Here is a 25421-nt window from a genome sequence, read left to right on the forward strand (position 1 = left end):
TTATGATTATAACCCGTTTAGACAGCCTCCTAATCGGCGGTCCAAAGCCGTTCCGCGCCGATGGCACAATGAGCGCGATGGCGCGCGAGCCTGTGGACCGACCAGTTATGCTGCGAATGCTTGGTTTTGATGGGGATCAGGTCGCGGACCCAACGGTGCATGGCGGCGCTGACAAAGCGGTGCATTTCTATCCTGCGGAACATTACCCAAAATGGATAGCGCATTTTGCAGGTGAAGGCATATCGCATCCGCTCCTTGATGCCGCCGGAGCCTTTGGTGAGAATATCAGCGCATCGGGCCTGACCGAGGACAAAGTGCGCATCGGCGACCGTTTCCGTATTGGCGACGCACTGGTCGAGGTCGCGCAAGGGCGGCAGCCTTGCTGGAAAATCGACCATCATTTTGGCGTGCATGGCTTGACGGGCGCGGTTATCAAAACCGGCCGCTGCGGCGGTTACTTTCGAGTTATCGAAGAAGGCGAGGTCGCGCCGGGGGACCGGATCGAGCAGGCCGAACAGTCCGGCCATGACTGGACGATAGCTCGGGTGTTCAAACTGCTGATCGGCGGCGGCCATCGGGGGGAGGGTGCAACGGCGGAATTAAAGGCGCTGGCCGAACTTGAAACACTCGCCGAAAACTGGCGGGCGAGGGCGGCGAAGCTGGCTGGGTAGGACGAAAACCTTCAAAAAGCGTCTAAGTTGACACTAAGTTGACACGTGAAGTGCTTTTCTAAAAAAGGTGGGCAGGGGTAAAAGAGACAGGAGGGGGAGAGGGCGCGGCGCATTTATCGCGAGGCAGACCGCGAACGGGACGGCCCGTCGGACGGCGAGTTGTCGAGAACGAAGCCTGAGGCGGCGCGCAAACCCTCTCTCCCTCTCCGCCTCTTTTGCAAATCTGGAACCGGGTTTCCAAAACACCTGTGTGTGGCATCCCGGGGACAGTCCACAGCGCTGCGCTTGGGACAATCCCCTGCCGTCAGCTAAAGGCAAAATCGGACAGTGAGAAAGAGCCAATCGAGCCTCTGCAGGCCGCTCACGCCGACAATCTCAAATCAAATCCTACATTGCAAGGGTCGTGAGGCCTTAAACGAAACAGGACGCGCTTTTCCGAGAAGGTGGGTAGGGGTAAAAGAGACAGGAGGGGGAGAGAGGTCGGCGCATTTATCGCGAGGCAGACCGCGAACGGGACGGCCCATCGGACGGCAAGTTGTCGAGAACGAAGCCTGAGGCGGCGCGCAAACCCTCACTCCCTCTCCGCCTCTTTTACAAATCTGGAACTGGGCTGAGGAGCTAGTTAGCAAGTGTCCCCGGAATTCAAGCCGCGGCAGCAAACTTCATTTCCAGCACCAGTCCCGATGCCGCTGCAAGATTGACCAGCGCATCGAGCGAGAATTTTTCGAGCTTGCCTTGCAACAAGTCATTGAGGCGCGGACGGGTAATGCCCAACCGCGTTGCCGCCGCACCTTGCGCGACCTTCCACGATTCCACCTGCGCCTTTACCGCCGACAGCAGGTCGGCACGTGCCTTCAAATTTGCGGCCTCTGCCGGGGTGTCGGATATGGCATCGAACACGTCGCCAAATGTCTGGACTTCAATGGCCATCATATTTGTCCTTTCCATAATTTAAGGCGGGTTGCCGCCAAATCGATATCCTTTTGCAATGTCTTCTGAGTCTTCTTCTGAAAGGCGTGCAGAACGACAACCTGTTCCTTGAACGACGCGAGATAGATGATCCTGAAGGCACCCGATGCCTCCCTAATCCTGATTTCGCGAACGCCAGAGCCGATTGTCTTCATCGGCTTCCAGTCGGCGGGATCGTTACCCTTTTGAACTTCACGCAACTGGAAACCAGCCGTTGAGCGAGCGTTCTCGGGGAAATCCCGCAAACATCTAAGACTGTCACCCAAAAAAGCAATTGGCTTCATGGGTGAACTGTATCAGAACTGATACAGTTTGGCAATGGAAGATTCTGGTTCCCCCAACTCCTCACTCCCCCTCTTCATCCAAATCCGGCACTGGCGCGAACAGCCTTATTTTCGTCACCCGCTTCTCGTCTGCTTCGAGTATTTCCAACCGCCAGCCGCTGGCTTCGTGGAGCAGCATCTGCCCGATATTCGGCACTTGCCCGGCAATCACGAACGCCAGCCCGCCCAAAGTATCGACATCTTCGTCAATCAGCGCCAGTTTTGGGTCGATGGCTTCTGCCAAGTCATCGAGTTCGGCGCGCGCGTCGGCTTCCCACATTTCGGGGCTTAGTTGCGCGAACAGGGCCTCGGGTTCCTCGTCATGTTCGTCCTCGATCTCGCCGACGATTTCCTCGACCAGATCCTCGATGGTGACAAGGCCTTCGGTGCCAGAATATTCGTCCAGTACGATGGCAAGGTGGGTGCGTGTGCGGCGCATTTCGTCAAGCAATGCGAGCACGCTCATATTTTGCGGGACAAAGCGCGGCTGGCGGATGAAAGCTTCGAGGCTGTCTGGGGTTTCCCGACCCTCGGCCAGCACGGCGAAAATATCCTTGATATGGATCATGCCCGTTATTGCGTCGAGCGTGTCGCGATATACGGGCAGGCGGCTGTGGCCGTGTTCGGCGAACGATGCGACGCATTCGGCAAAGCTTGCGCTTTCGTCGATGGCGATGATATCGCTGCGTGGCACCATGACGTCATCGACGCGATGCTCGCTGAAATGCAGCAGGTTGCGCAGCATTGTGCGCTCGACTGCGGTCAGGTCGCCGTCCTGATCGGACTGGCGGCTTTCCTCGCTGTCTTCTTCATGCTCGGCAATGGCTACTTCAAGCTGTTCGCGTAAGGTCGGTTCGTGATGGCGGCCGAAAAACATAGTCCTCAGCCGCTGCCATATTCGTCCGTCGCTATCGTCGTCCGTTGCGGTCTTTACACCGTTAAAACTGTCACCCTCTGACATTGGGGAAAATCGGTACCTCTTATTGCCGTAGATTATTCGCTATATGGATTGCCGAGGCCTATCGATGCAAGCGCTTTTACTTCCAAAGCTTCCATCGCCTCTGCTTCGTCATCGTCGATATGGTCGTGGCCGAGCAAATGTAGCATACCATGGATGACCAAATGTGTGGCATGGTCGGTAATGGGGATGTTCTTTTCGGCGGCTTCGGCCTCGCAAACGCCATAAGCCAAGATGATGTCACCCAATAGTAACTCCATCTCCGGCACGTCACCCTGAACTTGTTTCACCGAAGGTAAAACGAGTTCAGGGTGACGGAGAGAATTCAATTCATCGTCATCCAACGTGGGAAAGCTCAAGACATTGGTCGCCTTATCCTTATCGCGCCATTCGCGATTAAGGGCGTGGACCTCGTCATTGTCCGACAGCTTGATGCTAACCTCGATCGGCGATGGGGAATCGGCAAGGCCCGGCAACCCGGCAAACTTCACCGCCGCATCCACCGCCTTTTCAACTTCAACTTGTCCGAACCCGCTGCTGCGCCAATCAAGGCCGATGTCCAATTCGACATCAATCATTCGCGGCCCTCATACGCATCGACGATGCGTCCTACCAACGGATGGCGGACAACGTCGCTGCTGTTGAAGCGGATAGTTTGAATGCCATCCACACCCTCCAGCCGCTGCACTGCATCGTTCAGGCCGGACATGCGTTCGCCGCCCGGGATGTCAACTTGATGGGGATCGCCGCATATGACCATGCGGCTGTTCATGCCAAATCGGGTCAAAAACATCTTCATCTGCGCGGCGGTGGTATTTTGGGCTTCGTCCAGAATGATAAAAGCATCTGCCAATGTACGTCCGCGCATGAACGCAATAGGTGCGATTTCGATTTCACCGGATGCTATCCGCCGTTCCACTTGCTCGGCGGGAAGGCAGTCATACAGGGCATCGTAAATCGGGCGGAGATAGGGATCGACTTTCTCCTTCATGTCGCCCGGCAGAAACCCAAGTCGTTCGCCTGCTTCAACCGCGGGACGCGAAAGAACAAGCCGCTGGACCGCTCCGGTTATCAGCATCGCCACGGCCTGTGCGACCGCAAGATAGGTTTTACCGGTACCCGCCGGTCCAAGCGCAAATATTATTTCGTCACGGGCTAGTGCCTCCATATAGGGCACCTGATTGGCCGAGCGCGGGACCAGCGTTTTCTTGCGGGTGCGGATCATGATGCCGGGCGCATCCGAGACTTCTTTGCGGACGATGCCTTCCAATGTGGGCTCGGCGGTCATTGCGATGATTGATTGCACAGCCTCGGCATCAATATTCTCGCCACGAAGGACCCTTGAATAGATATCATTGAGGATATCCCGAGCCCTTGCGGTCGCGCCTGCTTCGCCTTCGATCTGAACGCGATTGCCGCGCGCGGAGATATAGACCCCAAGCCGATTCTCGATTGTCACCAAATTCCGGTCGAATTCACCGAAAACAGAGTTGATAAGATGTGGTTTGTCAAAGCTCATCTCGAGCCGCGACATATCACCAGCTTGCGCTTGCGCTCTTTTTGCCATTCAGGCCGCTGCTCTCATTGTCGGTTCACCTTTCAAACTCAATGGTCCAGAATCGGTAATCTCTACTTCGACAATATCACCGATTGTCAGGTCAGGTGCAAGCACATGCACCGATTGCATCCAGGGCGATTTACCAATTAGCTGGTTGCCGAATTTTCCGGGTCTTTCGAGCAACACTTCACATGTTTGTCCGAGCGATTTGCTATTAAATGCAGATTGATCGGCAACAAGCTGCGATTGAAGCTGCTGCAGCCTGTCGTCCATTATGTCTGTTGAAATTTGAGCGTCCATATCAGCAGCAGGAGTACCGGGCCGCGGGCTATATTTGAATGAAAATGCCTGCGCGTAGCCAACCGCACGCACGAGGCTTAGGGTATCGGCAAAATCTGCATCGCTCTCGCCCGGAAATCCAACGATAAAATCGCCGGAAAGGGCGATGTCGGGACGCACCGTGCGCGCACGATCAAGGATTTTCAGATAGCTGTCACGGCTGTGGCTTCTGTTCATCGCCTTCAATATTCGATCTGAACCGGATTGAACCGGCAGATGCAGAAAAGGCATCAGCGATTCCACGTCACCATGCGCGGCGATCAGGCCTTCGGTCATATCATTGGGGTGGCTGGTCATATAGCGAATGCGGTTAAGGCCATTCAGGCGATCAAGGGCACGTATCAGGCCGTCGAGGCCCTGCGCCCGGCCAGTGTCATCTTCGCCCGTCCATGCATTCACATTTTGCCCAAGCAATGTGATTTCTTTCGCACCCCCGTCAATAAGGGCCTTTGCTTCATCGATAAGGGCGTTCCAGCTTCGGGAAACTTCCGCCCCGCGGGTATAGGGAACAACGCAGTAGGTGCAAAATTTGTCGCAGCCTTCTTGCACGGTTAAAAACGCCGAAGCTCCGGTTTTGCGCTTTTGTGGGAGCTGTGAAAATTTATCGAGCCCGGGTAAATCCAAGTCTACGGCGCGTTTGCCATCGGCGACATCGGCAATCATCTGTGGTAAGTTATGATAAGCTTGCGGACCGACCACAATGTCGACGGTTGGTGCGCGCCGACTGATTTCGGAGCCTTCCGCCTGCGCAACGCATCCGGCGACCGCAATCATCGGGCCACCGGGATTTCGACTGGTCTTGCCCAGCCGCCCGATTTCCGAATACACCTTTTCCGCCGCTTTTTCCCTGATATGGCAGGTGTTAAGGACAACAATATCCGCGTCATTCTTGTCGTCCGCGGGGGTCATGCCCTGGGCATCAAAAAGCTCGGCCATCCGTTCGCCATCATAAACGTTCATCTGGCAGCCGTAATTTTTAATTGTGTATGTTTTGGGTAAATTCTTGCTCATGGCGAGCGCCTATACATAGCGCGACGGGCCACCGCCAGCCTCCATCGCCGAACCGATGCGCCGGCGTACCTCGGCCGAAATGGCCTTCCTGTCGGGATAATGCACAGGATCAAAAGGATCGAGAAAATGCAGAGTTGCAGTTATGGGTTTCAGATATGACAACAGTCGCCAGAAATTGTCGGTGACTTTTTCGTCACCAACCCAGGCGATTCTGTGGGTGTGACGTCCATAGCTTATGTAAACCGGCTGCACCCACATGCCGGGGGGCGGGGGGACCAGCGCCGCGAATAATGAGGGCTTGAACGGCAAAAGGCCCGTGCCATCGTGTGTTGTACCCTCCGGGAAAATCGTCACCGGCTGGTCACTTGTCATGGCTTCGCGTAATTCATTTACCTGATTGCTGACGTCCAGCCGGTTTTCGCGGCTGACGAATATTGTATTGTTGATCTTGCATAGCCATCCGATGAGTGGCCAGCCTTCAATACCGTCATTGGCGACAAAGGTGCAGCCGGTAACACCGGACATAACGGGAATATCGATCCAGCTATGATGGTTCGCCGCGTAAAAGACATTCCTGCGGATGCGCGTGCCCGAGGTCGCCGTAGCAATGCCGCTGGTCCAACTGATCGAGAGCAGAAAAAGCCGCGGCCAAGGAGAATCTTGCCGAAATAACCGCCAAATATTATGCAATATAAGCGCCACAAACAGGCTGCCGGTCATCAAAAGCAAGCGGCAAAGGAACATCAACTGGCCCGCAATAAATGCAGCGGGCGTGCGCCGTTCAATCTTTACGGTCGATGGCGACGCCATATAACTCCATCCGGTGGTCAACCAAGCGATAGCCAAGGCGTTCGGCAATTATTTTTTGAAGCGCCTCCAGCTCGGGGTCGACAAATTCCACAACTTTGCCAGTTTCAACGTCGATCAAATGGTCGTGATGCGCCTCGGGCGATGCTTCGTACCGGGCGCGTCCGTCGCCAAAATCATGGCGGTCCAATATGCCGGCTTCCTCAAACAAGCGGACCGTTCTGTACACCGTCGCAATCGAAATTTTCGGGTCAATCGCGGATGAACGCTTATACAGTTCTTCGACATCGGGGTGGTCAACCGCATCCGAAATAACGCGCGCAATAACGCGGCGTTGATCTGTAATGCGAAGGCCGCGTTCCTGGCACAAGGCCTCAATGTCGATTTTGGTTTCCATTGGATGTGATGTTTAGTGCGGCCCCGCGATTCGTCAAAGAAAAAGGCCGAGCATATACTCGGCCTTAGGCCGTGAACTCATAAATATCGTCGTCGAGGCGTCAAAATGGCAAAGATATCGGAGCAAAATGCGCGCCGCCGATAGTCATTCTACCGGCAAGCGCATTTTGGTTCGAGATCGAAGCCATTTTGACGTCCGAAGGATTTGACCCATTTTGCCCATGGCTGCGTCAGAAAGCCTTGAGATATATCTATATCCCGTCGGCTTCCTTCCTTGCCCTGAACAAAATGGCCTCAAACCTCGACGACGATATTTATGAGTTCACGGCCTAATTCTACCTCCGATGGCTAGCGCATCGTTCCGGATAGCTAAAATATTATTTAATTTTCTTTTTGCGTCCGGATCCCGGTGCCCGCCCCAGGCCAATCGCCTTCGCCAACACGCGGCGTTGTTCGGCATATGCAGGTGCGACCATCGGATAATCGGCGGCAAGTCCCCATTTTGCCCGATAATCATCAGGAGTCATGCCATAATGCGTCATAAGGTGACGTTTCAGCATTTTGAGTTTCTTGCCGTCTTCAAGGCAAATGATATAATCTTTCTTGATCGACGTGCGAATAGGCACGGCCGGTTCTAACGCAGCTTCGACGACAACAACTTCGGTTGAAAGACCTGCTAAAGCGGCATGAACATTTCCGATCAAGGTCGGAACATCCGAAACTGCAACACTGTTATTACTTACATGTGCAGCAACAATATCGGCAGTTAAAGTGATCAGCAATTCTGCTGCATCGATACTTTCTTGTGACATCTAATTTCTCCATGACCCCATTTTGTTTTCTAGCAAACGTGGAATTATAGATGATGTCAAATCAAGTCAATAATACTATATAATGTAAGACATTGTAATTGCATCAGGTCGGTTGCCGTCATCGCTGCTATAGTATTTTTTTCTGCGACCGATTGGTTGAAAACCAATGTTACTGTAAAAATCAATTGCCTTATTTCCTTCTCGGCATTCGAGAAATAATTGCGTTCTATTTCCTGTGGTCGCGTTTTTTATCGTTTCATATAATAAAGAGCTTCCGATTTTTTGTCTTTGACGATCTTTAACGACGCCGATCATCAGCAGTTCTTCGGTATCCAACACCCATCGGCTTATTGAAAATCCCAAAACTTCGTCCTTGGATTTCGCGATTAACAACCGGCAATCGGGCATTGCTAAAGCGGACAGGCACTGTGCGGCTGACCATGCCTCGCCAAACGCGGGGTCGAATGCATCACCCATTATTGGCATGATCTTCGCTATATCGGTTGCGTCGCCTTCGACAATTTCAATCATGTCACCACCAAAACAGGTTTGGCATCAGGAGCGCGGCCATATGACGGGGAAGGGGGAAGATTTGGCAACTGCCGTATCAAGTGCCATTTTTTGGCATCGGGTAACATATCGACCCAGGTTTTTTCATCGATCCCGGGGTCAAAATCGCCACCGATATATTCGGCATGGCACATCGCAGTGATGGCTTCGGGCTTTATCGAAACAGTAGGTGAAGTGGCTTTGCAGCCTGAATCAAAGCTACTGGTAAAATATTCCCCGTGACCACCCGTCATAACAATATCGACCGCAGGAGCGTCGGGGTATTTTTCCAAAGTCATGCCTGCGACCAACGATAGACAGGAATAACCGTGCACCGGGATATCCCATGCAAGACCCAAAGCCTTTGCTGCCGCAACTCCAATCCGTATTCCTGTAAAACTGCCGGGGCCTATATCGACCAAAATCTGGTCCGCGCGTCCGCGTTCCGGTAATGCCGCGATCAGCGGTAAAAGTCGCTCGGCGTGTCCGCGGCCAATCACTTCGAAACTTGCGCTTTCAACAATGGCGTCTCGGTAAAGCGCGACGGAGCAGGCTTTCGTCGCGGTGTCGATGACTAATGTTCGCATGCAGTCAGGCTAACTGTTCAAGCAATTGTATTGAAACGATCGAAATCCGGGCGCGGGCTACGTTCAAAAATACTGGCTGGATCACCATATCCCAGGGTTGAAATGAAGTTTGATTTGACCGTGGTTCCGGCGAAAAACGCTGCATCGACGGCATCATTGCTGAAACCCGACATGGCACCTGTATCAAGTCCAAGCGCACGTGCGGCCATTATGAAATAGGCGCCTTGCAAGCTTGAATTTCGAAAGGCGGTTTTTTCGATCAACTGGTCATTACCGACAAACCAACTGCGCGCGTCAGTATGGGGGAACAGATCGGGAAGCTGTTCATAAAACGCCATATCCATTCCTATAATAGCGGTCACCGGCGCTTTCAGTATCTTTGCGCCATTGGCAGGCATTGCAAGAGCCGCCAGTTTTTCCTTGGCGTCTTGGCTTACGCACCACATAATGCGTGCCGGCAGGCAATTGGCCGAAGTTGGTCCAAATTTCAAAAGATCCCAAATCGCTTCAAGCTGCGCTTCGCTGACTGGCGTGTCCAGATATCCGTTATAGGTCCGTGCGGTCCGGAACAATTGGTCTAAAGCGGCGTCGTTCAAGGGCATGTTCATTGACCGTGTATCTTTCAATATTCTGGAAAATCAGGCGGCGCGGACTTCGGTGACTTCTGGAACATAATGTTTCAAAAGCTGTTCGATTCCATTTTTCAAGGTTGCAGACGAAGAAGGGCATCCCGAACACGCACCTTGCATTTGCAAATATACGACGCCTTTTTGAAAACCACGATACACGATGTCCCCACCGTCATTGGCCACCGCCGGACGGACGCGGGTTTCGATCAGTTCTTTGATCTGCACAACGATATCTTCGTCGGCCGGGTCATCGAGAGGATAATCTGCGTTCGCGGCAGGCACTGAAAATCCGGCGGCTGCGGCATGAAACAGCGGCATGTTGGCGCTGAAATGATCGAGCAACATACCCAGAACATCCGGTTTTAGGGCTGCCCATTCCACGCCCGGCGCGGCGGTCACCGAAATAAATTCGCGTCCGAAGAAAACGCCGGTGACATCCCCAAGGCCAAAAAGCGCTTCGGCCAAGGGCGATGCGGCGGCCTCTTCGGGATCGGCAAAATCGCGGGTGCCGTTTTCCATCACGATTTGGCCGGGAAGGAATTTGATGGTGGCGGGGTTTGGGGTCAGTTCGGTTTCTATCAGCATGATGCGTATGTGGTGCGAGGTGCGCGAAAGTGCAAGCGAGTTTTGCTTGACAGGGGGCAAGCAACTGTCATCCCCAGTGCGAGTTTTCGGAGGAAAGACATGGTCGATCAAAGCGGGAAAACGGTTTGGGTTACGGGTGCTTCATCCGGCATTGGCGAAGCTTTGGTAAAAGCTTTTGTCGCCGATGGCGGCGCGGCAATATTATCTGGTCGGCAAATACCGGAGTTAGAGCGTGTCGTGCGTGAAACGGGTGCGCCCGAACGATGCCTTATCTTGCCATTCGACACCCAGGATTTCGATGTGCTTGCCGAAATGGCGGCAACGGCAGTGGCGTTTCGCGGTTCGGTCGACGTGCTCGTCAACAATGCCGGAATTTCTCAGCGTTCATTGGCAATCGATACTGATTTTTCGGTCTACAATAGGATTGTTGCGATCGATCTGCTTGCCCCTATTGCGTTAACACAGGCGCTTTTGCCGCATCTGGTTGAACGCAGGTCTGGCCAACTCGTGATGATATCCAGCGTCGCCGGCAAGGCCGGGGTGCCTTTGCGGACGGCTTATTGTGCCGCAAAGCATGGCTTAATAGGATATAGTGATGCATTGAGAAGTGAGATTGCCGGGCAGGGGATAGGCGTGCTTGTCGTCGCGCCCGGTTCAGTTCGGACCAATGTCTCGCGCAACGCGTTGAACGCCGACGGATCTGTTCGGGGCAGTAGCGACGCCGCAATCGACAATGGCATTGATCCTGCTGTTGTTGCGCGCACCATTTGGGATGCGGTGGCAGATGGCAAACGGGAAATCGTAATTGCCGAGGGAATGGAGGCCAGCATTCCGGTGTTGCGTGCCCATGACCCGGAAAAGCTCTTCGATATGGTCGAGGCTATGGTCGCCGGCGGCTATGCCCAAAAGCTGGCAGCGCAGCCTTAGAATTGATCTAATGGATGTTTAATTGCGTCCGGCTCTAAGCGCTGCACCGGCCGCGAAAGGTGACAGTGCGGCTATAGCGACGGCGGTCGCCGCAAGGAGCTGCATGGCATTGCCCGGGTCATCCGACAATGTACCTGCTCCAAAAATGAGTATCGGTATTGCCAAAGGAATAAGCAACAACCCACCTAATGCGCTCGCCCCGTTTAACCCTGCGGTGAGAGCTGAAATCGTGACGGCTAGCCCTGATAGCGCAGGCAAGGCAAAAGCAAGCCCGATGAGCAACGTCTGCAGCTTTGATTCAGGCAAGCCTATCAATGCTGACGCTATGATCGTGGCCAATAACAGGGGAACCGCAAACGCGACCCATTGGCCGACAATTTTGACCACAGCTATCAATTCATCGGACCAGCCACGAATGTACAATTGATCCAAAACCCCGCTTTGACGATCAGGCAAAATCAACCGCTCAACAGGTAAGAGCGTTGAAAGCAACGCGGCGATCCACAAAATACCGCCGCCGGTGCGTGCGAGCAAAGCCTTGTCGGGGCCTGTGACAAAAGGGAAAAGCGTTGCAACCGCGAGGTAAAAGATAACAGGCAACCATATGCCGCCCCCTATCCATGCAAGCCGGATTTCACGAACGACCAATTCCACAAATTTTTTCACGCCGCATGCACCGGACGGTCAAGCACTACGCTTTGTGATACGTTGATAGAAGGTGACTGATGCGCGGCGAGTAATGTGACACCGCCTGCGTTCGAATGTTTGACAATGGCCGCATCCAAATGTGCACTGCTTGCGCTATCCAATCCGTTATACGGCTCGTCGAGCAACCAAATCGATGCTTTCGACGCCAATATCCGCGCCAGCCCGGCACGCTTCCGCTGGCCAGTCGATAAATAACGGACCGGCACTTCTGATAAGGATATTATGTCCATTGCGGTCATTGACTCAACACAGTCTTGCGGCGTTGCATTGTCAAGAAACGCCCAAAATTGCAGTGCTTTGGAAAGCGGTAGGTTGGATTCAAGGGCGAGATTTTCGTCGGATAAAGCCACAGTCCCCAAGATATCAACCGACCCTGAATGAACATCCAAAAGACCTGCGATCGTCCGCAATAATGTAGATTTACCGCACCCGTTAGCACCTCTGATCCACACAATATCGCCGTCCCCTGCGGCGAGATTTATCGCATTCAGCACAAACCGGTTGCCGCGAAAGACCGCTACATTTTTAAGATGGAGGGATGACAGGTGGGCTTGACGGGAAGTCATGCGCCGACATAGGCATGAATTATACGAATTGCAAAACCGGGATGATATAATGGCACTGCGAAGTCTGGATGATACTGAAAGGACTGCGGCGCTAAGCCACTTGCCCAAATGGACCTATGATGCAGATTCCAAGGGAATCCGCAGAGAGTTGCTGTTTTCAGATTTTGCCGAGGCGTTCGGTTTCATGGCGCGCGTTGCTATTTTGGCCGAAAAAGCCGACCATCATCCGGAATGGTTTAACGTCTATAACCGTGTTGAAATTCTTCTGACAACCCACGACGCCGGTGGGCTGTCCCAACGGGATATTTCAATGGCCGCTCTGATTGATCAGATTACGTCTTAGGTTGGACAATATCCCCGATCCCCTCCATCAGCCCCAATGACTTTCTGAGCCGGCCCGGAAACCATCGTGCGGAAAAAGCCAGTTGCTTGGCCATCTTGTTGACGGTCGTATGCACCTTGTCGCCATGAATTGCGTTCCAGGCCGCCGGGCCGATGATGGAAACTGGGCTGACTTCGATACCGGCGGACTGGAGCTTGTCTTTGCCGGACATATTACTGCCCGCATCAACCGCACCGATTATATTTGTATCGATAAATCCGGGCATCAGGCTGCGTGATTTAATGCCCAAATGCCGCCATTCGATGTCATGTGCTTCGGCAAGACCGCGCACGGCGAATTTGGTTGCGCTGTATACACTCAGGCCTGCTGACCCGTAAATGCCGGCTGCAGAGCTGGTGTATAGTACGCATGCGTCGGGCGTATTCTTCAATAAATCAAAGCAAGCGCGCGTGCCGCTGATAACGCCGGTCAGGTTGATTGCGATCATCCTGTCGATCTCTTCGTCGGTCATATTCTGAATCGGGCCGCCGGTCCCGATTCCGGCGTTGTTGAACAAAACAGTCATTTGGCCGCCGGTGTGCTTGGCGAAATCAGCAACTGCCTTTTTCCATTGCGCGCGATCCGTGACATCGAGCTTATGGGAAGACGACATACCGGGGGGCAGCAATTTTTCGGTTTCGGCAAGTCCTGCCATATTCACGTCAGCGAGACCGACAAACCAGCCGATATTGGCAAAATATCGAGCAACTTCGCGGCCCAGACCGGATGCGGCTCCGGTGATAAAAATGCTTTTCTGTTGTTCAGCCATATCGTCGACTCTCTCCCGTTTACACTATTGTCAGCGACATCAATTTGACGTTCGCGTCAACAGTTTCTTGCCGTCGCCATAAAGGCTGGATAAATCCGGCGCACTTAAGGAGTAGATATGTTTCGCATTTTCCCCCTGCTTTTCGTTCTTTTTGCCAGCCTGAACCCGGTCGCAGCCAAGGCGGAGGTTATCGCAACTTTCTATAGCCATGATTTTGGCGACCATTTCCCGCACGCGTTCGTGAAGCTGAAGGGCAGGGTTGATTCGACCGGTGAGCAGGTGGATACCAATTATGGGTTTACCGCCGTCAGCGTATCGCCTGCAATTTTGATGGGTTCGGTCAAGGGCATGGTCGAAACCAAGGATCAAAAATATATTGCAAGCAGCAACCCGCATTTTTCGGTGCGTCTGTCGGATAGCGAATATGCGAAATTGGTGGCTATGGTTGTTAAATGGCGGAACATTCCCGGGAACAGCTATAGCCTGAATAAGCGCAATTGCGTCCATTTTGCGATGGAAGCCGCGGCGTTACTCGGGTTGAACGTCAACCGGCGGAGCAAGCTGTTCAAAAAGCCCAAGAGCTTCATCCTCGAAATGATGAAGCTCAATCCCGGGTTGAAGCTGTAGGTCCTGACCCTAAATCGCTTGAAAGCCTTTGGCGTAGATGTGCCAGGTGAATATTGCGGCAGCACCGCGATGGGGGCGCCATTTTTCGGCCAGTGTGCGGATTTCTTTTTCAGAAGGTCTGGCATCGAGCTTTAACAGACGACCAACACCCTCTTGAACGGCAAGGTCGCCAGCTGGCCATATATCGACCCGACCTTCTGCAAACAGCAAATAAATCTCTGCCGACCAGCGGCCTATACCTTTGACTTTCGTCAAATAAGATATGGCGTCCTCGTCATCCGAAGGCAGCGTTTCAAGCGGAAGTTCGCCCGATAACACCAATTCGGCCAACGACCGTGCATAGCCCTGTTTCTGCCGGCTTAAACCGCAACTTCGTAGGGCGTCGAAATCCTGTTCAATCAACTTTTGGGCAGAGCATCCTTCACCGAGCAACAATTCAAGCTTGTTCCAAACCGAGGCCGCCGCCGCGACACTCACTTGCTGGCCCACAATAGTGCGAAGCAAAGTGGTATAGCCCGGTTCGCGAATGCGCGCTTCGGGATAACCGGTTGCTTCAATTGCATCGGCAAAGCGCGGTTCAATTATGGCGAGAGCATCGAGAGATGCTTTCAGTTTGGATGCAGATATTCCCATTATCGTGCAAGCTTCAACAAGGCCATGGGTGCTCCGTATAAAGCTGGTCCAATGTCCCAGCTCAGGGTTTGCATTCCTCCGTCCGCTTCCTCGGGGCCATCCTCGCTGTTGTTGGCAAGGATACGCGCATCGGTGGTCAACGTGAAGCGCCCTTTGATTGCAATGGGTTCTGCGGGCATTTTATCGGCGCCGCTTTTGCCAAACAGGCCGCTCGCCATTGTTCCCATGCCGATGATGGAACTCAACGACATTTCTGGATCGGAGCGAAATGCCGGGGCTTCAACCCTGAGGCGACCATTGTCCCAACGGGTAATATGGATCATCGGTTCACCAAGGGCATAGCGCGGAATAACGGGAAAGGCATAGTCATCCGCCAGTTTTCCGCTGGTGCTATAGTCGACCATGAATACGCCGTTGCCGAGATGTTCAACCTTATGCCACGCGGCAAGCCGTTCGACTTCGCGGGTAAATCTTTTGACGGTTTCCGGGTTTTGAGGATCAATCCCGCCCAACATCATTTCAGCCATCTTGCGGCCTTGTTCATCACGCTTCTTTTTTTCGGTTTGCTCTATGTCCCAAGCGGATTTCTGTTGCTTGACTTCGTCGGGTGTACATTCGCGTTCGCTGCTGTTCCAGCTTTGGGCGGCGGCGGCGGTATCCATGGTTTCTTCAATAGGGCCATTTGCTTGCGGGGTAGCGGAATCTTGAAATCCGGACGCAACGGACCGCCAATGGGTTGAAGGCAAGAGAGCGAATGTTGAGTTGCCCAACACAGCAACATCGTCCCGCTCAACCTCGGTTTTCATCGTCTCGCTATTCTCTTCTGCAGGTTCGATCGCGTCGTTCCAGCATATCGCTTTGAATTCCGTGCTGCCCTTATTCCCGAGCAAATCTTCATTCAGCAAATTGGCGAGCCCGACGAGCTGTATTTGCCCCTTATAGGAAAAACTGAAATCGCCGTTTTCGCGCACGGTCATCGATGAGGCAAATTCCCCCGGGAGAATCAGGCAGCCGCTGAGGGCGAAAAAAGCGATCGCCGAAATCGCAGCTTTCGTCACATTTTGAGCCAGTTTATTTCCCATCGCGATTCCCCTTCGCTTTTATCCCAGGCGCACCGTAGCTGCGTAAAGAGCAATCGCAGCGGCGTTTGACACATTAAGCGACTCCATCTGCTCACTGATTGGCAGTTTTGCCAGTTGGTCGCAATGTTCCTCGATATTTTGCCTCATACCGTCGCCTTCAGCGCCCAGAACCAACGCATTGCGACCCGGCGTCAACGCTTGGTCAAGCGTTGCGGTCGCGTGGCCGGAAAGGCCGATGCGCCAATATCCGGCTTCGGCAATTTCTTCCAACGCACGGGCAAGGTTAACAACTCGCACCCAAGGTGTAATTTCAATCCCGCCCGATGCCGCTTTTGCCAATGCGCCCGATTCGGGGGGTGCGTGCCGGTCCTGGGTTATCACGGCGACCGCATTGAACGCCGCCGCGGTGCGGAAAATTGCGCCGACATTATGGGGGTCGGTGACCTGATCCAAAATAAGCAAAGGCCGCTTGTCATCCTCGTCCACCGCAAGGGCATCGGTTAGCCACACATCTTCGAGCGGCGCGACTTCAAGCACCAATCCCTGGTGCGGGGCGTCCTTTGGCACAAAACGGGCAAGGTCGGCGACCTCGGCAAATTGAACGGACAAACCGTCAGGAATGACGATTTTGTCGATCTCGTCACGCGTTCCCCACAGCTTTATGAGTCGCCGTTCCGGATTGTCCAGTGCGGCATAGACGGCATGACGGCCGTAGAATTTGGGATTGCCACTAACAGAGGCTGCGCCACGACGACGGTGGCTTTTATGGGTAGACATGTTCTGGGTTCGATCCAAATAAAAAGCGTTAAGTTCAGCCCCTTTCCCACTTGAGGCATTGACAGGCAAGTGCCGTTTCGCCATTGGGCTGCTTCCTTAGCGGGACCGGCCCTTATGTTTACACATCAAGACCCGCTAAAGACGTGGACAGGTGGCCGAGTGGTTAAAGGCAGCAGACTGTAAATCTGCCCGGTTTTCCGTACGCTGGTTCGAATCCAGCCCTGTCCACCAATTTCCTTATCGCAAAAACTCGCTCGACTCCGAAAAAAGCTTAGCTTACCAATGGATAAATGCCCGTACAGGTTCGCGCTATATCGTTGCTACCCGCTTGAAATCGCGCTATGGTGTGGGAGTAAATTGTGGGAGCGAGCCTTTACTCCCACATACGTCTGCTGCGGTGAAGGCCGTCAAAATGTGGGAGTGAGCAATGGGCAAATTGACGGCGTTGACGCTTAAATCCGCGCTATCGAGTCCGGGAAGCCATAGCGACGGCGACGGGCTGATCCTAAAAGTTGACAAACGCGGAGGGGCTTATTGGCTTTGCCGGTTGCAGCGTGATGGGAAGCGGCAAGATATTGGGCTTGGCAGCGCGAAGCTGCTGACGCTAGCCAAGGCTCGCGATAAAGCGAAGGATGTGCGAACGGCAATGAAGGTGGAACGGCGTGACGTTCTGGCGGAGCGCCGTGATGAGAAGGCCGCTAAAGTTACATTTCGCGAAGCTGCCACGACCTATCATGCGGAAAACAAGGCTGGTTGGAAAAGTGAGGTTTATGCCCGTCAATGGCTGGCTAGTTTAGAAAACTATGCGTTTCCTAAATTGGGCAGCTATCCGACCGGTGGTATTGTCGCTTCCGATATTATTTCGGCGCTAACGCCGATATGGCAGGAAATTCCGGAAACGGCGCGTCAAGTCCGCAATCGTATATGCGCGGTGCTGGATTATGCCCATGCTAAGGGGTGGCGATCAACTGAAGCGCCATCGGGCAGCGGCAGTCTTAAAGCAGGGCGCGGACTACCTAGACAGGTCAAAGAGCGCGAAAACCGCAAAGCCATGCCTTACATCGCGGTGCCTGCGTTCATCACTGCTCTACAACGCAAGCCATCCTACGGGCGGCTCGCTTTGGAACTGCTAATCCTGACCGGTGTGCGCTCGCAAGAGGTTCGACTGTCAACATGGTCCGAATTTGACCTTGAAGTTCGTCTATGGACCGTTCCAGCCGGTCATATGAAGCGTGCCAAGGCGCACATGATTCCGCTATGTGACGAGGCCTTAATGGTGTTGTCAAAAGCGGCAGCTTTAAGGTTGGCTGGAACTGATATTGTTTTTCCCGGTGTTGCCGGAAACCCGATGAGCGACATGACGCTGTTGAAGGTGTTGCGCGACGCCAGCGAACCTTATCACGTCCACGGCTTCCGGTCTGCATTAACCGATTGGGCCGCGAATGAGGGCCATCCGGACGCCGTGGTTGAAGCCGCGCTTGCGCACAAGACGCCCGATGCGGTGCAAGCTGCCTATCGCCGCACAACTTACCTTGGAACGCCAGCCCAGCCGGGAGCGCGTGTGAAGTTGATGGCTGATTGGGGGCGCTATTGCGCCAGCAACGCGGGTTGCGCGGTGGTTGTGCCGATCGCAAATGTTAGAGCCGCCAAGTGAACAGCAGTACGAAGCCTCCAAATGGGCGCACGCCCTCGCCGCCGACAGGGGAGATTGTCGTTCACCCAAGAAAAGGATTGCTCGAACGGCAGGCAAAAACAGCGAGCCGGGTCGCTGCCTTCGACGAATTGCACAAACAGTTAGCCGTCGCCACGGAAGTGTTTCTCAGTTTAGGCGACGGCGGACGTGAGGGAGTTTACGCCACCACAGAGGCATTACTCGAGTATTTAAAGGGCCAGGGCATACCCGATGCCGCGCTTTGGCCTCTTATCCCTGTGCAAACGGCAATTGTTGATGCGGATCGTGGCACGGCGAGTCGGTTATTTACTCCTAGTCGGACAAGAAAAGGTGGAAAACCGCCTGTGTCTGACATGCAGCGTGCGTTTGACGGACAAAAAGCCATCGTAATGGAATGCTGTGTTGAGCATTTTCGGAATGCTAAATCGCGCCCGTATATTCGGCCCGCCGCTCAGCTAGCAGCAAAGTTAATCAATGATTCTGATTGGCCGGTAAGGGTTTCTGCGAGGGAGTTAGAAGAGCTTCGCGAACGAATTTCTCAGAGTCCCAAAAAATCCATAGATCGAGCGTTTGTTGATGCTGCCCTCAAAACTGCAACGCTAAAAGCACGCCCGTTGGAATGGGCCAAGGCTTTGCTAAATTCGGATTGGGTTAACCCACCTTCTAAAAATTCTGCCTAACCCTCGCTGTTATCCAGAACAAGTTCATTGTTGATGTCCTTCGTGGCCGGACAATCCTGCTCCGGCACATACGGAGACTAACGGTATGCAACCTATTCTATGTTCTCAGGCCGAAGCGGGCAAAATGCTTGCTATCGGCAAAACCAAACTGAGTGAGCTGATTTCAGAGGGCCAACTTGAAACTGTCCGCATCGGGACGCGGCGGCTTGTGAAAATATCCAGCTTGAAGAGGCTGGCTGGCATCGACACCGAATGTGGCGGGGAGGCGTGAGCAATGTTTCAAAAAATCGCGCATCTAGCGCCCTCGGTGTTTTCCTTCTGCGAGAAGGCCAGAAAAAATGGATCCAGCAATCTAGCTATCCAGCAACAAATTCCCTTGAAAGATCGGTTGGCAGATATTTTTCCGCCGCCTCAAGAGGTGCAATCACTCACCAGCAGTGAAGCTTCTAGCTTCAGGATTCGGCAATCCATGCCGCTGCCAAGCGGTATTACTACATTAAGTAGTTACCCGCGCGCGCGCGAAAGAATGAAAACGCGTTTCAATCTAGCGGAAAGCACCCTCAATCAAGCAAAACGAAGGGGGAATATGTCATGAAATCGCTGACTATACTCTCTGCCAAGTATCGAATTTCAACAAATTTGCTGAAACGTCTTTTTGACGGAGAAGGGTTTGATTACGATGATGACGGCTTTGAGATCGAAAGATGCCACCAAAAAGCACTTAACGAAATTGCCCGTAAAAGAATTTCACCGTATGTGCTAGCCTATGCACTGTGGTGCCGTGAAATGGTAGGGCCAGATGAAATGTTTGTGCGCTACGACAATATTGTGGCTGTAGCTGACGCTAGGGGCTTTTGCCTTCAGGAAGCGATTTCAGATATCTATCCAAAGAATATTTACGGTGATCGCCTATTGTCGGCGCAAAATTGGCTTGATCGGGCAACAGCAACCCCATTTGATCGCGATGCGGTTGAGCGTATCGCGCGTTGGTGCAGGCTAGTTTTAACCACTGCTCCGCCATTCAGTCTGGAATATCCATTCTTGGCGACGCGTCTGCTGTTTTCATTGCCTTTACAGGAGATGCCAAATTATCCGAAAAAAGTTCAGCGCGCACTAAATTTTGCGGTTCATTACGGCTTTCTGGACGGCTGTTTTACGTTGCAAAAAGATCGGGATGGAACTGAACGAAAATTCTTTCACCGACCTAAGTTTGACCTTTAGGCGGAGAAAACATTCGAACGCCAAGCACTACAATAGGGCATCCGACGGAAACAACAAAATCGATTGACGTTCGTCTCTCGGGCGGTGCAATCAATGAATCTATTGATTGATGTAAACAGGGGACGAGGATGGCCGCGGGGGTAGACGACTTAGCGATAAATTTAGTCGCATCAGCAATGTTTGAAGGAATTCGTCGCCCCATACAAACTTTGCGCAGTCATGATGTTCGCAGACAGGAAATCATAAGCGCAATCGAAGGAAAATCGGGTACTCCTGCCGCGGAAAAGCGAACTGACGGCGCATTTGACGATTTGGTTCGTGTCCTTGGGAACAAATATGGGGAGTACACACATCAAGTTGATAGATTTCTTCTAGAGCTTCGAACCAGCGCTGTCCCTTCTGCGTTGTATGGATCGATTGTAGCTGGAAAATCGGCAGAATTTATTAGGCCAGCTTTTGATAGCATTTATACAACGTTTTCGCCGTTGCCATTCACAATGGTGGCGCTCTTCGATGCACTCTCGGCTGCGATCCGCGCTCGCATTGATACTGCATCCTCGGACCCCATGCTGATGGAAGTGATCCGAGCGAGTTCTGACGAACTTCGTCACGAGATTATCGAAATTTCCGAAGCGCTCAATAAAGCAGGGCGAAGCCAGCCTCTAACTTCCGAACAATTTTTAGATATACGGTCTCGCGTTGCACGCTCGATTGAAACTGAACACCGTGATCTGCCCGTTGAAACCGACCGGGGAACGCGCCGGGTCAATATCAGTAAGCTAGTAATACCGGCGCGACTTAGTCCAGTCAGTAGCCACGCTCTTACAGGAGGGGGGGCACGTCCCGACAGCGCAACGATACCTCTTAGCGATTTCCGGCGTGGATTGCATCGTGGCGTAGTTTTAGGCGATCCAGGGGGAGGGAAATCAACGCTAACTCAGCTTGTTTGTTACGAAATGGCCCGTAGCCTAAACCTCGATGTTCTCGGTAATCCTAAACATATCGACGATCGAGACTTACGCCTCCCGCTTCGAATTGTGGTACGTACTCTTGATCGAATACAGCGATCAACAGCAGGATATACTGTCCTCGACTATCTTCGCGATGAAATAAAAATCATCCTAGACAACGATGGAGAAATTGCTGAGAGGTTCCTCATCCAAGTTTTGACAACTGGTAAGGCAATCCTTCTATTTGACGGATTAGATGAGATTTTGGAGGTCAGCCGACGCCGGCAAATGACCACCTACATTGAGCAGTTTATCAATAACTATGCCGCTTGTCCGGCGCTGGTTACATCGCGTATTGTCGGATATAACGACGCCCCACTTTCTGACGAATTTGGGGTCTTTCTTTTGGCCAAGCTACAGTCGGACGAAATTCAAAAATACGCGGAAAAGCTAATTAAAGCTATATCGAGCGCAGGAGCTAAGTCAAAGGACCGTGCGATTTCGTTTGTAAAGCAGACGGAAGCCACTGCATCTGATTTGCGCGAGAACCCGCTTCTATTGGGTCTAATGGTGTATATTTTTATGGAACGCGGTGATGTTCCGGATAATCGGCCAGCGATATATCAGGCGTGCTCCCAACTTCTCTTCATGAAATGGGACCAACGACGAGAAATCCTGTTCGAGTACCCGGACGATTTTGAACTTCTAGACTTGTTTGGTTTTCTTGCCGTAAAGATATTTGGGGATCCTGACGTCGAAGATGGGGTCTCTGACAAGTGGTTGCTTGGACATGTTCGAAAATTCTTTTTCGACTGGTACCGCGATCAGGCAAAAGCGACATCAGCTGCTAAAGCATTAGTGACTTTTGTTACAGGTCGTGCCTGGGTGATGTGCGATGTGGGTCCGAACATTTACAAATTCACTCACCGAACGTTTCTCGAATATTTTGTGGCCCGACGCCTTGAATCCGAAAGCGAGAGCGTCGGACGACTCTTGGAGACACTATATCCAAAGATTATTGCAGGCGAATGGGACGTCGTAAGTCATCTCGCATTACAGATAGCGTCGGGTAACGGACCGAAAGCGGGAAAAGCGGTCGAGGCTCTTCATATCCTTTTGGATACTAACGGTCGCACATCGGACGAGGAATTCAACCTTCTAGTGTTTTCAGCGCGAGCGTTGGAGTACCTGGCTATCTCAGAGACCAGGTTCGAAACCTTCTCCCAGGCCATAATGGACCGCGCAAGCGACTTAGCCGGCACAGCGAGCGCTGCTGGCATCGCAGTTTATTCGACGCTTCTCGCTCGATCAAAGAAAAAATCACTAGTTCACGAACTAATGTACGCAGATATCGAAAAAAAGCTAGGTTCCGGTTCCGCCCAAAGTAAGCGGTTCGCTCGGCTTCTGATGGGAGCTCAAGATTTAGGATACTTTCGATATTTTGGCGGCGCTCCGATGGGGGCCCTGCCAGACTACTCAGCGCTCAGTCACTTGACAGCACCACTTCGTCCTAAATTTAGGATCAAGTTTTTGGCCGACGCTCTTTCCGACGTAGATACAGCCCGAATCTATCTTTTGACTTATGCTGCCGATTACGAGCGTCTTTGGGAACAACATGGGGCAGAGCTGTTGTTCTTCCGTGGGGAAGATCATGCTCCTGAATCATACGGGGGTATCCGTCATCTCATATTGGAACAGGTTTTTGAGAACCTCATGGAAAAGGGGGGAGATGATAACGAAGAGCGTAGGGAGTTTGTAGCATTGGTTGCTGCCAAGGCTATGAATGGCGGCGTACCCCTACGTGCGACGGTTCCTCAAAGTGTATGGGCGATTAGGAATTCCACCGAAATGGGCGAATTTCTGGTGCGGCGGGCTTATCAAACCTCAACGGATTTTGGACATGCACGTACTAAAGCGTTGAAGAAGTATTCAGTTACCTGGCGCGACGCGTTCGCGATGTTTTTGACGGTTCTCGAGTTCGACTCATCCTATTGGTCAAAAAAAGCAAACGCTCGGTATGGGGCTGCGGGGGAGGAGTTTAAGCGAGGGTGGATTGTAGAAGAGTTGATTCCACACGACTACTTTTTGGAAATGCTCGTGAAGGCGGACCAGATTTCTGGTGGTAACATCTTCGACGATTGGGGAGCTGCGAGAGTGGCCTTCTTACGAGCTGGTGATCCCTCCACCGTGGAGGCCGTAAACGAATAATCCGATTACCGCAAACTCGCTTGGATTTTGCAAAGCTGGGAATGACTAACCGCATTATGAGGGTGCGTTGGAGACCATTGAAGGCCATGAATGAGGTCGGCTAAATCCCGTTTCAGTAAACTCGACGAGTAGCTGCATCGATTTGCCTGAAATATTTGGCTGGTACCGCTGATGAGGTTAAATTCAGTTTCAAATTATGACGTTACGGAACATTTAGATAAATAATGGTGTCTGGCTCGAATAAGCAGCTGACTGGCCGTTTAGCGTCACCTACGAAGGCATCCCCCCGGGGCGAGGTAGCTATTGAGAGGGCCCCTTTTGCTCAATAATCTGCCTCATCCATAGCGCACTGAGGGAGGGAATGTGGGAGTAGTACTGGCCATGTATAAATTATCTATTATTTATATACTCTTGATGTACTAGTACTATTCAAGCCCTGCCACCAATTACCATCTAACTATTTGGAATACCAAAATTATATTTTGGAATTCCGGGCTTGCCCCTGCATTGTTGTAATAGATTGGTGCATTAACTTACGGCAGCATTCGTGAGAAAAGTCACCGGAAGCAGAATTTCCGGATACGACAACATGACGGTCGTTATGGCTCAACTCTTCCCATGAGCCTCCATCCCCATAGGCTGAGCGCCAACATCGCGGCGTTTGCTCCAAAATCCAGAGCCAACCAGCGATTGAAGATCGGCACTTCAAAAACAAACCAATAGTTGAACCAGAAAAACGGTAAAAGCGCGATGGCGTAGACCATAAATGTCTTACGCTGCCATTGGCTGAACCAAATGAACAGGCCGCCAAGAATGGCCTGAGCACCAAAGCAACCAATGAATAGTGCACTTGTTGCACTGAGATGCTGGTAATCTGGAGTGACAGTAAGGCGCTCAACCATTCTCGGTGCGAGTAAACACCAACCGCCAAGAATGAAGTAGGGTAGCGCGATCAAGCGTTGGATGTGAAGTGGATGCATGACTGAACGCTCCGACTTTTTTGACGTGACTTTGCGCTAGCATGATTTGTGAAATGAAGGAAGGCGAGCCATCCCTCGCGCGAACCAATCCCCCTCCCGCATGCGGGAGGGGGGTAAAGTGCCAAACCCCGCACCCTTACCGTCACCCTGAACTCCCAACCAACGTCACCCTGAACCAAGTTCAGGGTGACGATTATGTTTAAGGCGGGAGTGAAGTCCCCCTCCCGCGTGCGGGAGGGGTTAGGGGGAGGGCGGCGTGCCGCAGGCGCGCCGTGGGGCGGTTCCGATTCACCCTCCCCCAGCCCCTCCCGCAAGCGGGAGGGGAGTAAGGTGCGCGATCTCCCCCTTGCCCCTGAACTGAAGGCTGCCGGAGGGCAATGAGAGAGGATGGATGATATCTCGAAATCCGAAAACTGTCTGCCAGAGCAAGTATTTTACCCGGATGTTATTGACAATAATTATATCCGGATATAATGTCGGCGCTTCTCAGTTGGGAGCAACAATATGGCGTCCAGTTTTACCGCATTCCTCGCAGGAAGGCAGATCGCGTCAGGTGAGCGCGATGAAGTAGCACAAAGCATCAATCAGCAACTTTTAGAGCAAGATGGCGCAGTGCTGGTGTTTGAAGATGGTTCAGGCCGGATCACCGACATTGATTATCGGGACACCGCACCGCGCAGTGCGGGTCGGCCGAAGCTGGGTGTGCAAGCGCGCGAAGTAACGCTTCTTCCCCGGCATTGGGAGTGGCTGTCCGAACAGCCGGGCGGTGCATCTGCTGTCTTGAGGCGGCTGGTTGAGGACGCACGCCGCAAAGGTCGGACAGATCGGGAGTGCCGGGACGCCGTTTACCGCTTCATGCAAGCCGCATGTGGAGACATGCCGGGCTATGAAGAGGCGCTTCGTGCGCTTTACTCTGCACGTGACGACGAATTTTTCGCAGCCGTTGACCAATGGCCCGAAGACCTTGGCCGCTATATTCGCAAACTGCTAACCTCCGACGGGGATGGGCGCCTCCGAAACGGGGCATAACGCCATCTGCGTTCAG

Annotated in this window: 31 protein-coding genes and 1 tRNA gene; 12 read left to right on the forward strand and 20 right to left on the reverse strand. The window is 52.8% G+C overall.

What is annotated here, in order from left to right; translation table 11 throughout:
• Positions 1–2 precede the first annotated feature (2 nt).
• The gene (locus tag ACKVOS_RS01840; protein ID WP_409210318.1) at positions 3–671 is read left to right on the forward strand and encodes an MOSC domain-containing protein; all 669 of its coding nucleotides are present in this window, start codon (positions 3–5) and stop codon (positions 669–671) included.
• Positions 672–1313: 642 nt separating this feature from the next.
• On the opposite strand, the gene ACKVOS_RS01845 is transcribed toward ACKVOS_RS01840, so the two are convergent.
• The 13 genes from ACKVOS_RS01845 to ACKVOS_RS01905 form a co-directional block, all read right to left on the reverse strand.
• Positions 1314–1604, reverse strand: coding sequence for a helix-turn-helix domain-containing protein (locus ACKVOS_RS01845; RefSeq protein WP_409210319.1), 291 nt, complete (start codon positions 1602–1604; stop codon positions 1314–1316).
• Positions 1601–1924, reverse strand: coding sequence for a type II toxin-antitoxin system RelE/ParE family toxin (locus ACKVOS_RS01850; RefSeq protein WP_409210320.1), 324 nt, complete (start codon positions 1922–1924; stop codon positions 1601–1603). The genes ACKVOS_RS01845 and ACKVOS_RS01850 overlap by 4 nt, the downstream gene beginning before the upstream one ends.
• 61 nt (positions 1925–1985) lie before the next feature.
• Positions 1986–2924, reverse strand: a complete 939-nt coding sequence (locus ACKVOS_RS01855; RefSeq protein ID WP_409210321.1) for a hemolysin family protein — start codon at positions 2922–2924, stop codon at positions 1986–1988.
• Positions 2925–2956: 32 nt separating this feature from the next.
• A complete protein-coding gene (ybeY, locus tag ACKVOS_RS01860; protein WP_409210322.1) occupies positions 2957–3499 on the reverse strand; it encodes an rRNA maturation RNase YbeY in 543 nt (180 codons plus the stop codon).
• Positions 3496–4488 (reverse strand): PhoH family protein, encoded by a 993-nt coding sequence (locus ACKVOS_RS01865; RefSeq protein WP_409210323.1) that lies wholly within the window; start codon positions 4486–4488, stop codon positions 3496–3498. The genes ybeY and ACKVOS_RS01865 overlap by 4 nt, the downstream gene beginning before the upstream one ends.
• Complete coding sequence (gene miaB, locus ACKVOS_RS01870) at positions 4489–5829, reverse strand: tRNA (N6-isopentenyl adenosine(37)-C2)-methylthiotransferase MiaB (protein WP_409210324.1); 1341 nt, start codon at positions 5827–5829, stop codon at positions 4489–4491. It lies immediately after the preceding gene.
• A 9-nt stretch (positions 5830–5838) separates the two neighbouring features.
• Positions 5839–6639, reverse strand: a complete 801-nt coding sequence (locus tag ACKVOS_RS01875) for a lysophospholipid acyltransferase family protein (protein ID WP_409210325.1) — start codon at positions 6637–6639, stop codon at positions 5839–5841.
• A complete protein-coding gene (locus ACKVOS_RS01880) occupies positions 6611–7033 on the reverse strand; it encodes a Fur family transcriptional regulator (RefSeq protein WP_409210326.1) in 423 nt (140 codons plus the stop codon). The genes ACKVOS_RS01875 and ACKVOS_RS01880 overlap by 29 nt, the downstream gene beginning before the upstream one ends.
• Before the next feature lie 376 nt (positions 7034–7409).
• A complete protein-coding gene (locus ACKVOS_RS01885; protein ID WP_409210327.1) occupies positions 7410–7844 on the reverse strand; it encodes a MucR family transcriptional regulator in 435 nt (144 codons plus the stop codon).
• A gap of 75 nt (positions 7845–7919) precedes the next feature.
• Entirely contained in the window at positions 7920–8375 is a 456-nt protein-coding gene (locus tag ACKVOS_RS01890; RefSeq protein ID WP_409210328.1) for a GNAT family N-acetyltransferase, read from the reverse strand.
• Entirely contained in the window at positions 8372–8980 is a 609-nt protein-coding gene (gene tsaB, locus ACKVOS_RS01895; protein WP_409210329.1) for a tRNA (adenosine(37)-N6)-threonylcarbamoyltransferase complex dimerization subunit type 1 TsaB, read from the reverse strand. Before tsaB ends, ACKVOS_RS01890 begins: the two co-directional genes overlap by 4 nt.
• Before the next feature lie 17 nt (positions 8981–8997).
• Positions 8998–9588, reverse strand: a complete 591-nt coding sequence (locus tag ACKVOS_RS01900) for a malonic semialdehyde reductase (protein WP_409210330.1) — start codon at positions 9586–9588, stop codon at positions 8998–9000.
• A gap of 30 nt (positions 9589–9618) precedes the next feature.
• Positions 9619–10194 carry a NifU family protein gene (locus ACKVOS_RS01905; protein ID WP_409210331.1) on the reverse strand — a complete coding sequence of 192 codons (576 nt, stop codon included), beginning with the start codon at positions 10192–10194 and terminating at the stop codon, positions 9619–9621.
• Positions 10195–10293: 99 nt separating this feature from the next.
• On the opposite strand from ACKVOS_RS01905, the gene ACKVOS_RS01910 reads away from it, so the two are divergent.
• Positions 10294–11121 (forward strand): SDR family NAD(P)-dependent oxidoreductase, encoded by an 828-nt coding sequence (locus ACKVOS_RS01910; RefSeq protein WP_409210332.1) that lies wholly within the window; start codon positions 10294–10296, stop codon positions 11119–11121.
• 18 nt (positions 11122–11139) lie between these two features.
• On the opposite strand, the gene ACKVOS_RS01915 is transcribed toward ACKVOS_RS01910, so the two are convergent.
• Together ACKVOS_RS01915 and ccmA are read right to left on the reverse strand one after the other, a co-directional pair.
• Positions 11140–11787, reverse strand: coding sequence for a heme exporter protein CcmB (locus tag ACKVOS_RS01915; protein ID WP_409210333.1), 648 nt, complete (start codon positions 11785–11787; stop codon positions 11140–11142).
• The gene (ccmA, locus tag ACKVOS_RS01920) at positions 11784–12395 is read right to left on the reverse strand and encodes a heme ABC exporter ATP-binding protein CcmA (protein ID WP_409210334.1); all 612 of its coding nucleotides are present in this window, start codon (positions 12393–12395) and stop codon (positions 11784–11786) included. Before ccmA ends, ACKVOS_RS01915 begins: the two co-directional genes overlap by 4 nt.
• A 49-nt stretch (positions 12396–12444) precedes the next feature.
• Here ccmA and ACKVOS_RS01925 point away from each other — a divergent pair, with 49 nt between their 5' ends.
• Positions 12445–12738 carry a 4a-hydroxytetrahydrobiopterin dehydratase gene (locus ACKVOS_RS01925; RefSeq protein WP_409210335.1) on the forward strand — a complete coding sequence of 98 codons (294 nt, stop codon included), beginning with the start codon at positions 12445–12447 and terminating at the stop codon, positions 12736–12738.
• Here the strand turns inward: ACKVOS_RS01925 and ACKVOS_RS01930 are convergent.
• Positions 12728–13546 (reverse strand): SDR family oxidoreductase, encoded by an 819-nt coding sequence (locus tag ACKVOS_RS01930; protein WP_409210336.1) that lies wholly within the window; start codon positions 13544–13546, stop codon positions 12728–12730. The two genes, ACKVOS_RS01925 and ACKVOS_RS01930, sit on opposite strands and share 11 nt — an antisense overlap.
• Before the next feature lie 117 nt (positions 13547–13663).
• Between ACKVOS_RS01930 and ACKVOS_RS01935 the strand changes: the two genes are divergently transcribed.
• Positions 13664–14173 carry a hypothetical protein gene (locus ACKVOS_RS01935; protein ID WP_409210337.1) on the forward strand — a complete coding sequence of 170 codons (510 nt, stop codon included), beginning with the start codon at positions 13664–13666 and terminating at the stop codon, positions 14171–14173.
• Between the two features lie 9 nt (positions 14174–14182).
• On the opposite strand, the gene ACKVOS_RS01940 is transcribed toward ACKVOS_RS01935, so the two are convergent.
• Genes ACKVOS_RS01940 through rlmB form a run of 3 tightly spaced genes read right to left on the reverse strand, consistent with a single transcriptional unit; the run spans position 14183 to position 16665 of the window.
• The gene (locus ACKVOS_RS01940; protein ID WP_409210338.1) at positions 14183–14806 is read right to left on the reverse strand and encodes a DNA-3-methyladenine glycosylase family protein; all 624 of its coding nucleotides are present in this window, start codon (positions 14804–14806) and stop codon (positions 14183–14185) included.
• The gene (locus ACKVOS_RS01945; RefSeq protein WP_409210339.1) at positions 14806–15888 is read right to left on the reverse strand and encodes a hypothetical protein; all 1083 of its coding nucleotides are present in this window, start codon (positions 15886–15888) and stop codon (positions 14806–14808) included. Before ACKVOS_RS01945 ends, ACKVOS_RS01940 begins: the two co-directional genes overlap by 1 nt.
• Before the next feature lie 18 nt (positions 15889–15906).
• Positions 15907–16665, reverse strand: coding sequence for a 23S rRNA (guanosine(2251)-2'-O)-methyltransferase RlmB (gene rlmB, locus ACKVOS_RS01950; RefSeq protein WP_409210340.1), 759 nt, complete (start codon positions 16663–16665; stop codon positions 15907–15909).
• A gap of 145 nt (positions 16666–16810) precedes the next feature.
• Between rlmB and ACKVOS_RS01955 the strand changes: the two genes are divergently transcribed.
• The 7 genes from ACKVOS_RS01955 to ACKVOS_RS01985 all read left to right on the forward strand — a co-directional run bounded on the left by ACKVOS_RS01955 (position 16811) and on the right by ACKVOS_RS01985 (position 23396).
• Positions 16811–16896 (forward strand) — tRNA-Tyr (locus tag ACKVOS_RS01955).
• A gap of 196 nt (positions 16897–17092) precedes the next feature.
• Entirely contained in the window at positions 17093–18319 is a 1227-nt protein-coding gene (locus ACKVOS_RS01960; protein WP_409210341.1) for a tyrosine-type recombinase/integrase, read from the forward strand.
• Positions 18316–19017, forward strand: coding sequence for a hypothetical protein (locus ACKVOS_RS01965; protein WP_409210342.1), 702 nt, complete (start codon positions 18316–18318; stop codon positions 19015–19017). The genes ACKVOS_RS01960 and ACKVOS_RS01965 overlap by 4 nt, the downstream gene beginning before the upstream one ends.
• Positions 19018–19102: 85 nt before the next feature.
• The gene (locus ACKVOS_RS01970; RefSeq protein ID WP_409210343.1) at positions 19103–19288 is read left to right on the forward strand and encodes a DNA-binding protein; all 186 of its coding nucleotides are present in this window, start codon (positions 19103–19105) and stop codon (positions 19286–19288) included.
• A 3-nt stretch (positions 19289–19291) separates the two neighbouring features.
• Positions 19292–19612, forward strand: a complete 321-nt coding sequence (locus tag ACKVOS_RS01975) for a hypothetical protein (protein WP_409210344.1) — start codon at positions 19292–19294, stop codon at positions 19610–19612.
• Positions 19609–20238, forward strand: a complete 630-nt coding sequence (locus ACKVOS_RS01980) for a hypothetical protein (protein ID WP_409210345.1) — start codon at positions 19609–19611, stop codon at positions 20236–20238. The genes ACKVOS_RS01975 and ACKVOS_RS01980 overlap by 4 nt, the downstream gene beginning before the upstream one ends.
• Positions 20239–20366: 128 nt before the next feature.
• Entirely contained in the window at positions 20367–23396 is a 3030-nt protein-coding gene (locus tag ACKVOS_RS01985; protein WP_409210346.1) for an NACHT domain-containing protein, read from the forward strand.
• 599 nt (positions 23397–23995) lie between these two features.
• Here the strand turns inward: ACKVOS_RS01985 and ACKVOS_RS01990 are convergent.
• The gene (locus ACKVOS_RS01990) at positions 23996–24298 is read right to left on the reverse strand and encodes a hypothetical protein (RefSeq protein ID WP_409210347.1); all 303 of its coding nucleotides are present in this window, start codon (positions 24296–24298) and stop codon (positions 23996–23998) included.
• A gap of 582 nt (positions 24299–24880) precedes the next feature.
• On the opposite strand from ACKVOS_RS01990, the gene ACKVOS_RS01995 reads away from it, so the two are divergent.
• Positions 24881–25405, forward strand: coding sequence for a DUF2239 family protein (locus ACKVOS_RS01995; protein WP_409210348.1), 525 nt, complete (start codon positions 24881–24883; stop codon positions 25403–25405).
• Positions 25406–25421: the final 16 nt, after the last annotated feature.

The organism is Sphingorhabdus sp. (assembly GCF_046154385.1).
In the GTDB taxonomy this organism is placed as follows: domain Bacteria; phylum Pseudomonadota; class Alphaproteobacteria; order Sphingomonadales; family Sphingomonadaceae; genus Sphingorhabdus_B.